The 13,803-nt window shown below is 45.2% G+C and carries 12 protein-coding genes; 4 read left to right on the top strand and 8 right to left on the bottom strand.

All coding sequences use genetic code 11. The annotated features are described in order from the left end of the window. Window positions 1-171 precede the first annotated feature (171 nt). Both QZ938_RS23645 and QZ938_RS23640 read right to left on the bottom strand, forming a co-directional pair. Window positions 172-1,077 carry an alpha/beta hydrolase gene (locus QZ938_RS23645; RefSeq protein WP_293353592.1) on the bottom strand — a complete coding sequence of 302 codons (906 nt, stop codon included), beginning with the start codon at window positions 1,075-1,077 and terminating at the stop codon, window positions 172-174. Between the two features lie 14 nt (window positions 1,078-1,091). Then, a complete protein-coding gene (locus QZ938_RS23640; protein ID WP_293353590.1) occupies window positions 1,092-1,538 on the bottom strand; it encodes a SufE family protein in 447 nt (148 codons plus the stop codon). Window positions 1,539-1,635: 97 nt separating this feature from the next. On the opposite strand from QZ938_RS23640, the gene QZ938_RS23635 reads away from it, so the two are divergent. Continuing rightward, a complete protein-coding gene (locus QZ938_RS23635) occupies window positions 1,636-2,271 on the top strand; it encodes a methyltransferase domain-containing protein (protein WP_293353588.1) in 636 nt (211 codons plus the stop codon). Between the two features lie 129 nt (window positions 2,272-2,400). Here QZ938_RS23635 and QZ938_RS23630 read toward each other — a convergent pair whose 3' ends face one another. Then, a complete protein-coding gene (locus tag QZ938_RS23630) occupies window positions 2,401-2,766 on the bottom strand; it encodes a hypothetical protein (RefSeq protein ID WP_293151543.1) in 366 nt (121 codons plus the stop codon). 324 nt (window positions 2,767-3,090) lie between these two features. On the opposite strand from QZ938_RS23630, the gene QZ938_RS23625 reads away from it, so the two are divergent. The 3 genes from QZ938_RS23625 (at window position 3,091) to QZ938_RS23615 (ending at window position 5,535) form a co-directional block, all read left to right on the top strand. After that, window positions 3,091-3,819 (top strand): response regulator, encoded by a 729-nt coding sequence (locus QZ938_RS23625; RefSeq protein ID WP_293151540.1) that lies wholly within the window; start codon window positions 3,091-3,093, stop codon window positions 3,817-3,819. A 10-nt stretch (window positions 3,820-3,829) separates the two neighbouring features. Beyond that, window positions 3,830-4,438 carry an adenylate/guanylate cyclase domain-containing protein gene (locus QZ938_RS23620; RefSeq protein WP_293353586.1) on the top strand — a complete coding sequence of 203 codons (609 nt, stop codon included), beginning with the start codon at window positions 3,830-3,832 and terminating at the stop codon, window positions 4,436-4,438. Window positions 4,439-4,599: 161 nt separating this feature from the next. Next, a complete protein-coding gene (locus QZ938_RS23615) occupies window positions 4,600-5,535 on the top strand; it encodes a spermidine synthase (RefSeq protein ID WP_293353584.1) in 936 nt (311 codons plus the stop codon). Between the two features lie 716 nt (window positions 5,536-6,251). Here the strand turns inward: QZ938_RS23615 and QZ938_RS23610 are convergent. The 5 genes from QZ938_RS23610 to QZ938_RS23590 all read right to left on the bottom strand — a co-directional run bounded on the left by QZ938_RS23610 (window position 6,252) and on the right by QZ938_RS23590 (window position 13,769). Beyond that, a complete protein-coding gene (locus tag QZ938_RS23610) occupies window positions 6,252-6,689 on the bottom strand; it encodes a hypothetical protein (RefSeq protein ID WP_293151531.1) in 438 nt (145 codons plus the stop codon). 136 nt (window positions 6,690-6,825) lie between these two features. Beyond that, window positions 6,826-8,607, bottom strand: a complete 1,782-nt coding sequence (locus QZ938_RS23605) for an ABC transporter ATP-binding protein (protein ID WP_293353608.1) — start codon at window positions 8,605-8,607, stop codon at window positions 6,826-6,828. Between the two features lie 377 nt (window positions 8,608-8,984). After that, the gene (locus tag QZ938_RS23600) at window positions 8,985-10,532 is read right to left on the bottom strand and encodes an RtcB family protein (RefSeq protein ID WP_293353582.1); all 1,548 of its coding nucleotides are present in this window, start codon (window positions 10,530-10,532) and stop codon (window positions 8,985-8,987) included. A 494-nt stretch (window positions 10,533-11,026) separates the two neighbouring features. Next, window positions 11,027-12,862 (bottom strand): APC family permease, encoded by a 1,836-nt coding sequence (locus QZ938_RS23595; RefSeq protein ID WP_293151526.1) that lies wholly within the window; start codon window positions 12,860-12,862, stop codon window positions 11,027-11,029. A 67-nt stretch (window positions 12,863-12,929) separates the two neighbouring features. Further along, complete coding sequence (locus QZ938_RS23590; protein WP_293353606.1) at window positions 12,930-13,769, bottom strand: prephenate/arogenate dehydrogenase; 840 nt, start codon at window positions 13,767-13,769, stop codon at window positions 12,930-12,932. Window positions 13,770-13,803 lie beyond the last annotated feature (34 nt).

Here is a 13,803-nt window from a genome sequence, read left to right as displayed (position 1 = left end):
GGCATAGGGCATAGGGTGTGTCGCTTGCGAAAAATCTCTAACTCGATATCGACAATCGAGCCAGCGACGCACCTGAAAATTAAAAATGTATGCGAGAAGCCTAAACAAGCCTAAATTCCTAACAATTGAACTAAATTTTCCTTCATCATGAAATCTATTTAGCGCTGAGTCTTAAACAAAAGACTTAACCGCATTTGCCAAATCCGCCGCATACTCTTCGTGTAAGCCCAAAGATCCCGGAATAACTCGCGATTCCACTCCCGGTAATTGGGCTAATACTTCCATTTCCGCCTTAGATTTTGGCGGTGCTTTCTCAGCAATTACAACCATCACCGGTACTGCTAATTCTTGGAAGTTGGCGACAAATTCTTCTCGGGTTTTTGCCGGATCTAAACCACCAGTTACAAAAGCCGCCGAACCAAATCTCGCACCCGCTTTCTGAGTAACTTTCCACTTGTTTTGGATGAAATCGGGGGTGACTTTTGCTGCATCCGCGTAGACGTGGCGGCGGTACATTAAACCCAGGAATGACGGCGCAGTGTTCAGTTTGTAAAGGAATTGACCGAGTAAGGGCGATCGTACTAATTCTCTCACAATTCCGTGCCAGCCGCTTTGCTGTTTGCTCATCGTCGGTAAAGGCCCGCGCCAAGTCGGTGCAGCTAACACAATTTTTGACCAAACATTCGGCTTTGACTGCGCTAATTGCATAGCATAACCCGCAGCGTGACCGGCCGCAACTACAGCCACAGGACTGCTAAAAGTAGACTCAACAACATCCTTCAGAAATTGATGGTATAATTGCGGTTCGTAGTCGGTTCGCGGGCGAGCCGAGTCGCCAAAACCAGGCCAATCTACACTCACAACTTGAAAGTTAGGAGCCAACAATTCCGCTAAAGGACGCATTTCTGCTCGTGTTGAAACTGTACTGAAAGCTGGCAGCAATAATACGGTGTTTCCTTGTCCTCTGGTTTCGTAAATAACTTTGATTTGCGTTCCTTTCCACTTCCAGAGATATTCTTGAACTGTCGCGGGATAGTTGCTAGAATTAGATTTGGTTAAATCAGCAGTCTGAGTCACAGCTTTTTCTCCTGTTAATTTGCTTCTGCTTGCGCGCTAACTTCGCAATCCAGTGCCTTATTTCTCATCATTTGAAAAATGTTGTAAAATCCGTTAGCGCGGGAAGGTGTCAGGCTGACATTCAATCCCGTATCTTGAATAAAATCTGGGGTAACGCTGACTATTTCCGCAGGCGTCAATCCGCTCAAACCTTCCACGAGCAAGCCAACTAATCCTTTGACTAACTGAGCGTCTGAATCGCCTTCAAAGGAAACTTTTCCGTCGGCTAAAGTTGCGGTAATATAAACTTGTGACACGCAGCCAGAAACTTTGTTTTCTGGCAGTTTATTGCTTTCGGGAAATGGTGGGAGTCGCTTGGCATACCACAGCAGTTGTTCGTAGCGCTGTTTCGGATCGGAGTGTCGCTGGAAGCGCTGGACGATTTTAGCTAGGGTTGGCGGTAGCGCGGTATTTGCGGACATGATTTCGATTAGCGGTTTACATCGCTAATATTATACATTTCATTTTAGCAGTCGGTGCGGGCGATCGCCTATCAGAATAGGTTATTGTAGAGACAAATTGCGTGAAGCGTTCGCTCTCCCCTTCCCGAAGGCTAGCTATCCCGTTATTAATCGCCCTACAAATCTCAACGGAGGAAATATGGTATTTGGTGCAGTTGACGAACATTGGTGCCGAGTTGTGATGAACTGCGAAACTCGCAACATCGTTAAAAGCTTGCAGCCCGATCGATTAAATACCTTAGAAATCTCTGGCGACAGTTGGGGCAAATTAGAATCTTTTCAAAGCTATAAATCCCTCAACTATCCAGAGTTTGACATTTGCGAGTGTTGCCTCGATCAAACATTTGATTTAATCATTGCCGAACAGATATTTGAACATTTACTTTGGCCTTACCGCGCTGGCAAAAATATCTATCAAATGCTCGACAAAAACGGTTATTTTTTAATAACTATACCGTTTTTGATTCGGATTCACGATTACCCTAACGACTGCTCTCGCTGGACAGAAACAGGAATCAAATACCTGCTGGCTGAATGCGGTTTCAATTTAGAGCGCATCCAAACAGGCTCTTGGGGAAACCGCGCTTGTATTGTGGCAAACTTCTCAAAATGGGAATATTACAATGCTTCCATTCATTCGTTAGCAAATGAGCCGGATTTTCCCTTAGTAGTATGGGCTTTGGCGCAGAAATAATACCCCGATCGCCGGCTTGTCGATCGCCAATCGGTATAAATTATTGTAGAGCCCAAGTGCGATCGCCCACAAATATCAAATGTCGCAACGATCGCGATATTACCAAAAAAACATTCGCTTTCTGGGCGCTCAAGTCAGATCCAGAGGCGGCAAGCCGCGCAACTGCCGCAGCGAGTTGATACACAACTGACAGTCGCAGCCAAACAGCGCCGCCGCCGCATCGCTTTCTTCTTCGGTAAAATCCAGCATCGCCACAGGCTGGCCATCCCGCGGCTGCCAACCAATTGTTTGTTTAGCATTAGCAGCAGCGGTTTTCGCGGGAAGGCGCACGCAACTCAGACGTTGGGTGTGGGGCGATCGCACGCAGGTTGGTGCATCAGCCGATTTACCCGGTGTTTCGCCTATGTTTTGAGCATTTTGGGCGATCGCGCTCAAAGACATCAGAGATCCAAACAGCGTCGGACTTACAAGCAAAGTGAGGAGCAATTTATTCATGTGTCGTCCTTAAGAACTTCAACGTACACAGTAGCGGATTATCTGTGGCAATTCAACAAGGTTTTTGGCTTGCATCAGTACAGTTTGCCGTTATTAAGGTTTAAAATCCGAATATTTTTTTTATCAAACTTGCAATAATTCCCCGTATTGGCAAGCAGATTTTTGCGATCGCGATCGCCTGTGCTTCCCAGTTTAAGATTTGTTGCAAGTTTAGATAATTCCCCTAGCTAGTGATAACAAAATCATTCAATGTGGGTAAAATAATGTCAGTCAGGGCAACTCGAAGCAGCGCGCAAGTTTACATCAGAAACCAGGTGGGGAGTGATGAGTACAGTTTTAGTTGTGGAGGATTCCCGCAGCCAGCGGGAGTGCATTTCACATCAGTTGAGATGCAGTGGATTAAATGTAATTCAAGCATCTGACGGTGTAGAAGCACTAGATAAAGTTGAGAGAAATTACCCGGATTTAGTATTATTAGATATCGTAATGCCCCGCATGGACGGTTACGGTGTTTGCCGTTTAATTAAAGCTAATCCCGAAACTCGGAATATACCAGTAATATTTTTAACCGGGAAGGGACAGCAGCTAGCTTTGTTCTCCAGGGCGATCGATCGCGCCGAGGCGTATGTTAGCAAACCTTGGCAGCCCAGGGAACTTTTGGCAACCATCAAAAAAGTATTGATTAATGCCAATATTAAGTTCGATCGGGCTTCGGCTGACGCTTGGACGGAATACGGCATTTTAAACTTAAGTACGATCGAATTGTATCAAAGTCGCGCCGATGCTTGGACAAAATACAGCGCCCAAATTATTAAATTGTACGATACCAGCATAGCAGCTTTCCAGCAAGCTTTGGCAATTGAACCGACTCACTCGACGGCCAACAAGTATCGCAACCGAGTTCAGACTGTCCGGGCAATTTTGATGAAAAAGATTGAGCAAAATCAACCTTGCAAAGTTTGCGATTATTATTACGGCAAAGATGGTATAAATTGTGCAGTACATCCCGCTGGCCGCCCTCAGCCTTTTTGTCGCGATTGGGAGTTTAATTAATTAAAATACAATGAAAACAAATAACCGCACTAACTTGGAACAACTGCTGCAAGAAAGAAACGAAAATCCCCAAAGAACGGCAGAAATTGATGCCAAAATTAATGCGACTTTCCGCCAAGAACACACCATATTGGTAATGGATATGTCGGGGTTTTCGCGAACGACTGTCCGCTACGGAATCATTCATTTTCTGGCAATGATTCACCGGATGCACGGAATTGTCAAACCGATAATTGCGGAATGTGGCGGTACTGTTGTTAAGGAGGAAGCAGACAATATTTTTGCAGTATTTCCCGATGTAAAATCTGCTGTGGAATCTGCAATTGAATCTCTGAAACAAACGGTGGCTGTCAACACGACTCTGCCGCCGGATATGGATATTTACCTCTGCATTGGTATTGGCTGCGGCGATGTTTTGATGCTGGAAGGAGAGGATATGTACGGTTCGGAATTTAATCTAGCAGCCAAGCTGGGAGAGGATTTGGCGGAACGGGGAGAGATTTTGCTTACCTCAGCAGCGTTTGAAAAGTTTGAAGGTGATAAGCAAGATTGGGAAAGAATAGATTTTTCGATTTCGGGTTTAGATTTGGTGGCGTACAAGCAGGTATCATCTACTTAATTTATCTCAGGTTTTTTTCACAATACCCGAAAATAAAATTAATAATCTCCCGTGTTAAATCAAAGAAACCGGGTTTTTTCTGAATCTCTCGACTACGACATAGGATTTTAGTAAAAACCCGGTTTCTCACTACGCGTCCAGGAATATTAAATTTAAAATTAATGATTAACGAACCCAAAAATTGGAAAACTATTAATTTATCTGCGATTAAGCAGCGGCTGGCTTGGGTACAACAACAGCCGGATGGAGTTGTATTTTGCAAAGAGTCGGGAGTTCACTATGTTGCAGTTAGAAAAGATAAAGGTCAAATTAAGCTATGTTTAGTAGAAAAAGTGAATTTGTATACAGATTTATTGCAATCTGTGTTCAACCTCAACAATCCTCTGCATTTAGTTTCAGAATATACCCAAGCGATGATGTTGGGTTTATTGTGGCAAAATCAACCTAAAAAAGTTTATATAGCTGGGTTTGGCGGCGGCAGAATTCCGTTAGTTATGCACCATTATTTGCCGGAAACTGTTGTAGAATGTGCTGATGTAGATGCGATCGCCCTGGAAGCAGCCATCGAGTGTTTTGGAGTGCAGTTCGACAGCAGACTCAGCGTCGCAATCCAAGATGGGAGAGAGTACCTAGAGCAGCAAAGCCCAGATGTGCAGTACGATATAATTATGACTGACGTGTTTTTTGGCAACGGCTACTTTCCACACCGGCTAGCAACTAAAGAATTTTATGAACTTTGCCAAAAACATTTGTCAACCGCCGGAGTTGTTTTAGTAAATCTGCTGCAAAGAGATGAGTTTTATGCCCAAAAGGTGAAGACTTTTCAAAGTGTGTTTTCCCAGGTATACGTCTGCCCTTGGAAGGATATTAATAGTGTTTTAATTGGGACTAACGGCCCTATTTTAGAGAAAGACGAGATTGTTTCCAGGGCAAAATACGTGCAAGATGGACATGAATTTTCGTTTTCCTTGACAGACAGAGCTCTTGATGTGAAAATAGGTTCAGAATTGGGTGAAATTATACCTGATTTAGACCAAGCTCAAATTTTGACCGACGATTTGCCACCTGCGGGTTATTTTGATTGCTGGTTATTTTGATTGATATCAAACACCACAAAACTGGTTCGTAGTGAGGACTTTAGTCCTCTCAAAATGCTGCGGACTAAAGTCCTCACTACGAACCTAATTAACATTTTTTCTACCGGATTAGATATAATTTATCCTTTGTTATTTTGATTGCTGGTTATTTTGATTGATATCAAACACCACAAAACTGGTTCGTAGTGAGGACTTTAGTCCTCCGAAAATGAGGACTAAAGTCCTCACTACGAACCTAATTAACATTTTTTACCGGATTAGATATAATTTATCCTTTGTTATTTTGATTGCTGGTTATTTTGATTGATATCAAACACCACAAAACTGGTTCGTAGTGAGGACTTTAGTCCTCCGAAAATGAGGACTAAAGTCCTCACTACGAACCTAATTAACATTTTTTACCGGATTAGATATAATTTATCCTTTGTTATTTTGATTGCTGGTTATTTTGATTGATCAAACACCACAAAACTGGTTCGTAGTGAGGACTTTAGTCCTCTCAAAATGCTGCGGACTAAAGTCCTCACTACGAACCTAATTAACATTTTTTACCGGATTAGATATAATTTATCCTTTGTTATTTTGATTGCTGGTTATTTTGATTGATATCAAACACAAGAAAACTGGTTCGTAGTGAGGACTTCAGTCCTCATTTTCGGAGGACTAAAGTCCTCACTACGAACCTAATTAGCATTTTTTACCGGATTGGATATAATTTATCCTTTAATATATTCAGCCATTTGTTTTTCTAGGCGATCGATCAATGTATCGACATCCGCTGCTGCGAGTTCAAAACAATCAGGGGGTGCGGGGTCAATTTCAAACAAAATTAGCTTGATTTCACCTTCGCCGATCGCCAAAATCGCCACCTCTTTCTCGGGTTTGTGAGCGTTTAGCACTCCTAAAATTTCCTGAATATGACTTTTAACTTGACGGTTTAACTCTTCTACTGCTTCTTTCTTACAGTACACGAAACGTGGCGTTCCGGCAATATCAATGCCCAAAATATCGTCGCTTTCTTCTCCTCTTTCCTGAAACAGCCCCCAAGCTAAAGCCGCCAATTCTTGTTTGTTGGCTGCTACAAATTTATCTAATTTGCGCCGCCAGTTATTTTGTTTTTTTTCTTCTGAATCAGGGCTACCAAATAAAAACATTTTCTCTCTTTGCTTGTAGAAACTAATATTTTGGAGTTCGTAGTGAGGACTTTAGTCCTCTCCTGCGGGATTTAAGGACTAAAGTCCTTACTACAAACCATGCTTTAAGGACTAAAGTCCTTACTACAAACCATACTTATTTTATACCAGATTGCACGCGCCAGAGCGACGCATAAACTCCATTATGTTCGATAAGTTGTTCGTGATGACCTGATTCTACCACTCGCCCCTGCTCCATGACAAAAATGCAATCGGCATTACGGACTGTAGAAAGACGGTGGGCGATCGCAATTGTAGTCCGATTTTTGGTAATTCGTTCGAGCGATCGCTGAATTGCGGCCTCCGTCTCGTTATCCACCGCTGAAGTAGCTTCATCGAGAATCAAAATCGGTGGATTCTTCAACACAGCCCTCGCAATCGCAATCCGCTGTCGCTGTCCCCCCGACAATTTTTGACCGCGTTCCCCTACAATAGTATTGTAGCCATCCGGCAATTGCGCGATAAACTCGTCAGCTTCCGCAATTTGAGCAGCATTTACTATCTCTCTATAGCTGGCATCAAAAGTGCCGTAAGCAATATTTTCAGCCACCGTACCGTGAAACAAGAATACATCTTGACTCACCAATCCGATCGCTCTCCGCAAATCTTTTAAATTCAGGGTAGTTAATTCTATGCCATCGAGATAAATCTGACCGTATTGTACCTCGTACAGCCTCATAATTAATTTTACCAGCGTACTTTTTCCCGAACCAGTCGCGCCCACAATTGCCGTAGTCTTCCCCGCCGGCAGAGTCAGGGAAAAATACTGCAAAATCGGTTTTCTTTGATTGTAATAAAAGGTAACATTTTTAAATTCCAGCGTGCCTTTAATCGAACTAACCGGCAGCCGAATATCACCGGTGCGAATTGCGATCGGCGTATCCAACAAATTCATCACCCGATTAGTAGAAGCCATGGCGCGCTGGTATCGATCCATAGTATCACCCAGCCGAGTCAGCGGCCACAGCAACCGCTGGGTCAAAAACACCAAAACGCTGTAAGTCCCTACAGACAATCTGCCCGCCACTACCTCCAAACCGCCCAGAAATAGCGTTGCAATAAAGCCCAGGAAAATCACCACGCGAATTAGCGGAATAAAAGCTGCCGAAATTGCGATCGCCCGTCGGTTACTTTGGCGGTAAGCTTGGCTTTGGGTTTCGATGCGCTCAGTTTCATAATCTTCGGAAGTAAAACTTTTAATAGTAGTAATTCCAGTCAAATTATTCGACAATTGCCCGTTCAAAAAACTTACCTTTTCCCGCACATCAGCATACAGTGGAGCAAGGCGATTTTGAAATGCAAACGAGCCCCAAATAATAAAAGGAATCGGCAGCATTGACAGGATAGCAACAGCAGGAGATGCTGCAAAAAAAGCAGCGCTAATCACAATTACCGTCGTACTTACCTGAATCACTTCATTGGCACCACCATCCAAAAACCTCTCAAGTTGATTGATGTCATCATTGAGAATTGAAATCAAACCGCCGGTGCTGCGTTCTTCAAAATAAGCTAATTCTAATTCTTGTAAATGGCTGTAAGCTTCCAGACGCAAATCGTGTTCGATATCCTGAGCCAAATTGCGCCACAAATAATCATAAGCATATTCAAAAATAGATTCCAAACTCCAAACAATCAAACTCAAAAAGGTAATGATTGCCAGTTGCCAAACAACATCTTTTATTCCCCACTTAGCAAGGATAGAATCTTGTTGTTTGACCACGACATCAACGGCAATACCAATTAATGCTGGTGGCGCTAAATCGAAGAATTTATTCAGCAGCGAACAAATACTTGCCAGCCAAGTTTTGAGGCGGTAGCGGCGCCCGTACTTCAGCAGCCGCTTGAGGGGATGGACAGGTTTAGAGGGATTTGGTGACAATTGAGGATGGGGATAATTGGACAAGTTTTAGATTTTACACTTACTTTCACGGCTTTGGGAACGGGCTAGAAGCCCATTCCACACCTATGAAATTGTTTTTGGGAACGGGCTAGAAGCCCATTCCACAAGCTGTAAAATTGTTTTTGGGAAAGGGCTTCTAGCCCGTTCCACACCTGTGAAATTGTCTTTGGGAACGGGCTAGAAGCCCTTTCTACAACCTGGAAATTGTCTTTGGGAACGGGCTAGAAGCCCATTCCACAACCTGGAAATTGTCTTTGGGAACAGGCTAGAAGCCCATTCCACAACCTGGAAATTGTTTTGTGAAACGGGCTTCGACGCGGTTCGTGAAAACAGTTTTTGATAACCGACAAATCAGCCTAGGCTTTAAACGTTAACACAGGCTTCATTTTAGCGACTATCCGCACCATTTGTGCCTCCACCTGAACGTCAATTACTGGTTGAATTGGTTTGTAAGCTGCCGGGGCTTCTTCGATTCTACGTTCTTCCCGCAAGGTAATGCAATCTATGCCGGTTAATCCCAAAGCGCCGTCTGTTTTGTCAGCACCTTGGCGACTCAAATCGAAGCGCGATCGCGCCCTGCCCGCACCGTGAGAAGCCGATCGCAAAAATCGATCGTTTCCCAAACCAATTAGCAAATAAGACGGCGCACCCATCGAACCCGGTACAATTACAGGCTGGCCGGAATGTGCGGGACAAGCGCCTTTGCGCGTTACCCAGCCGTCACCTTCAGGTAAGGTAATATTGTGAGGCAAATCGTAAACTAAAGGAGCTTCGATATCCCCGAAAACTTGCCGCAAACGCAGTCGCAGCAGTTCTGCTAGCAGCAAGCGGTTGATAAAACCGTAATTGGCGGCCGTTGCTTCCGCTTGTAGGTAGCTGCTCACAAGTTCGGGATTGGCTTCGACAGACAGGGGAAACAGCCCGGATTCAGGGTATTTTAGGGTTTTCGGCCAGGCTTCGCAAGCTCGATCGCGCCACATACCGCCGATGTATTTGCCGACATTTCGCGAACCGGAGTGAATCATAAAAGCGATTTGTCCCGATCGAACTCCCCAAGTATAGGCCGTAGCTCGATCGACAACTTCTTCAACCACTTGAATTTCTACAAAATGATTGCCGCCGCCGATGGTAGCTAACCCGCCATCCCTTACAGTGCCGTCGTTTGGGACTAATTCTTCGGGAGCCCATTTGACATCGCCATTCATCGAACCACCGAGAAAAGTGCGTGAAGCGCAGCTATCCCGCAGGGAATCGCACTCACCCGCCAACTGCTCAAAATCCGAATTTGCGGCGCTACCCATTGCCCGATCCAGCATACCATCCAGCCATCCGGGTATCCCGTGTTGGAACATCGCGCGGGCAGTTTTTGCAGTCATGCTGACATCGCGAGTACCGAAGAAATAATCGCCTTTCATCAACTCTACAAATCGATCGCGCTGGCTGAGGAATTGTTCGATCGACAAATCAGCAACGTGCAAGCGCATCCCGCAGTTAATATCGGAACCGACAGCCGCCGGAATCACCATTTTGTCAGTTTGGACGATCGAGCCAATAGCCACTCCCGCATCCCCCGGATGGAAGTCTGGAGTGGCGCAGGCGCGACAAACACAACCACCTTGAGGGTGACGGACATTCGCCAAATTTGCTAACTGTTTCAGCGCTTTTGCTTCCACCGGAAAACCTTCTGGAAGCAAAACTTCTGCTGTTATAGGACAGCCATTTTCACTGTTTTCTGTTGTAGAATTGGCATCTTGCCAGTCTTCTCCTGTACAATTGGCATCTTGCCAGTTTTCTTTTAGAGAACTATTGAGACAAATCGAGTAGACTTTGTTGTTGTAACTCACATCAAGACCTTGTCGAGACAAAGCTCGCAAAAGCCTGTTCAAGTTTTTTGGCTGCTGCATAAGTAGTCTGTTGCGGGTTGCAGTGCAACCCCCACAAATTGAAGAGATGTTGTAGTTCGTAAAAGACTTTGGTTCAGCAGCCGCAATCTTTTTAGAGACAAGTTGAAGGCAACTTTTCTACTTATTACAATTCTCACATATCATTTTTGATATGTCAACTTCCAGCGAGTATCAGAAACCGGGTTTCTGCCTAGATACTTCGCAAACACACAAAATTTTTGTCAGAAACCCGGTTTCTTTTCCCAGCGAGTATTAGAAACAGGGTTTCTGCTTAGATACTTCGCAAACACACAAAAATTATTAGAACTCTTGCAAAAATCCAAAGCACCCCATCCCAACCCTCCCCTTATTAAGGGGAGGGAGCAAGATTATTCTTGTTTCCCCCCGCGGGAGGGGGGACTTGCGCGGGGTAAATTTGACTTTTGCAAGAGGTCTCTTGTCAGAAACCCGGTTTCTTTTCCCACAGTCTCCTCAATAATTCCTGTTTTCATAGTTTACAGATAATATCTAACCGTTGTCACAACCCGACTTTTTTTAGCCAGCAAAGCCGCCTTCAAAAAGAAAGCAGTTTGATTGTGCAGCAGTCCCTCCCACCAATTTTTCGTCACAAAAGCCGGAATAATTAGCGTTAAGAAAACTCCCGGGCGTTGCTCTTCAAACAAAGTCAAAAAGTGAGTTAAAGCCTCACCAACAGAACGGTAAGGCGATTCCAGAATTTCTAGGGGAATGTCAGATTGCAAATCTTGCCAAGCCGCTTGCAGTTTTGCTCTATCTGTCAAACCTATATCTACGTGAACCGCCACAACCTCATCAGCAATTAAACGAGCGTAATCCAAGGCATCAAAAGTTCCCCGGTGCAACTGGCCAACTAACACCACCGCCGGATGTTTCACCAGCTTAACTTTAGGTCTGGGAGGATAAGATATAGGTTCTATTCCCTGAATGCTCAAGCGAGCCGCTACATAACGATAGTGGCGGTGAATTGCTAAAAACAGACTGACTACAATCGGAATAGTGACTACCACAACCCAAGCTCCCAAAAGGAATTTTGTCGCAATAATTACAGCCAAAACCCCCGTTGTTGCCACTGCACCAATACCGTTCATCGCAGCACTAGCTTGCCAACCTTTACCTCGCTCCTTAAACCAGTGAATCACCATTCCCGATTGAGAGAGAGTAAAAGAAGTGAAAACTCCAACCGCATACAGTGGAATTACTGCGGTGGTATCGCCTCGGAAGATGATAATTAACAGAGCCGCGCAGAGGCTGAGCAAATTAATGCCATTAGAATAAACTAGCCGATCGCCCAACAGCGACAACTGCCTCGGCAAATACCCGTCCCGCGCCAAAAAATAACAAAGTCGCGGAAAATCCGCATAACTCGTATTCGCAGCCAACAGCAAAATCAGCAGAGTTGCTGCCTGCAAATAGTAATAAAATATACCGACTCCAAAAATATCTTTTCCTAAGACAGAAAGGAGTGTTTCATTTTCAGTAGGAATCACATGATAGACATTAGCTAAGTAACTAATTCCCAAAAACATCACTCCTAGAATTACCCCCAAATAAGTTAAAGTCAGGCGCGCATTCTTCCATTCAGGAGGCTTAAAAGCCAACACTCCATCCGATATAGCTTCAACTCCAGTCAGGGCTGTACAGCCCGCGGCAAAGGCGCGCGCGATCAGAAACAATCCCAAAGGTTCCTTAGCTGGAATGTTTTCTAATGCTGGCAAAACATGACCTGTTGCCTGTTGGAATAAACCGCAGCCAATCAAGATAAAAATGCCCACGATAAACGCATAGGTGGGAACCATAAATATCTTGCCAGATTCCCGCAGTCCTCTGAGATTGGCAAACATGATCAGGACAATACAAACTAAGCACAGTTCAACGGTATAGGGCAGCAACGAGGGAACTGCGGAAGTCAAGGCGGCAATACCAGCGGAAATACTGACTGTTACGGTGAGGATGTAGTCAATCATCAGCGAAGCCGCTGCGATCAAACCGGGATAAATACCTAAGTTTTCTCGCGCCACAATGTAAGCGCCGCCACCGTTGGGGTACGCTTTTATTGTCTGTCGGTAAGACAGCGCCACGATCGCCAACAGTAAAACAATAATTCCCGAAATCGGCAGCGATAAACTCAAGCTGCTGCTCCCTGCTAGTAACAGCACCAGGAGAGTTTCTTGAGTAGCGTAGGCCACAGAAGAAAGTGCATCGGAAGCAAGAACAGCTAGTCCTGTAGCGTTGTTCAGCCGTTCGTGAACAGATGCGCTGGTGGGGAGAGATTCACCCAGTAAAACCCGCTTCAGCCGAGAATAAGTGTACATTGAAACTCAATATATAGGCGTCCACAAATCATAATGGAGGCGGGGACAGTTTTCAGCAATTTTGGGCTCACAAGTTGTAATTATCTCTGGCTTGCTGAGTCAGCTTCAGCTTCTGTTCTAGAGCTTGCCAATCTTCGGCTTCGATATCGCTGATGAATTCGTCGAGACTGTCGCGGTAAATAGAGAGCGATCGCAATAATTGCTCTCGATTGTACTTGGCCACCATCACTCCTAGCTCGGGGTTGCCGCCCCCTACGCGGCTGGTGTCCCGAAAACCGGAACTCGCCAAATTTTGGGCTAAATTCACAATATCTCGATCGCCCTCTCGATCGCACGCAGCCACCAGCGTCGCACTAGCCATTATCGGCAAATGAGAAATCCAAGCCACAGCTCGATCGTGTTCTTGAGGGCCACACCGATAAACCAACGCACCCAACAACCGCGCGATTTCCTCAACCTTCTCCACAGACTGCGGCGGAGTCTGTGCAGTCGGAGTCACCACATAGGGCCGCCCTACAAACAAATCCCTCACCGCCGCCTCAATCCCGCTTTCAGCAGTCCCCGCCATCGGGTGTCCCCCGACAAAATTCGGCCACAGAGCCGACACAGCCTCGACAATGGGAGTTTTTACCGAACCGACATCGGTTACAATCGCATCAGGGGAAAGATGGGGAATTAATTTTTGGACGATCGGCTCGATCGCTCCTAGGGGCGTGCAAATAAAAACCAAATCCGCTGTTGCCATCAAAGACAGGTGTATGCTGGCTTCAGAGACAACACCTCTGGCTTGCGCCCGATCGCAAGTCTGTTGGCGACTCGAAACCCCAACAATATTAAACCCGCGCGATCGTAAATCCAGAGCGATCGAGCCACCAATTAAACCAAGTCCTACAATACCGATATTCATCATAAAAAATGGGTTTGAAACCCCGTCCTTCGCT

It is taken from the genome of Microcoleus sp. CAWBG27 (genome assembly GCF_020883145.1).
Taxonomy (GTDB): Bacteria; Cyanobacteriota; Cyanobacteriia; order Cyanobacteriales; family Microcoleaceae; genus Microcoleus.
This window is presented reverse-complemented; position numbering and strand designations above follow the sequence as displayed.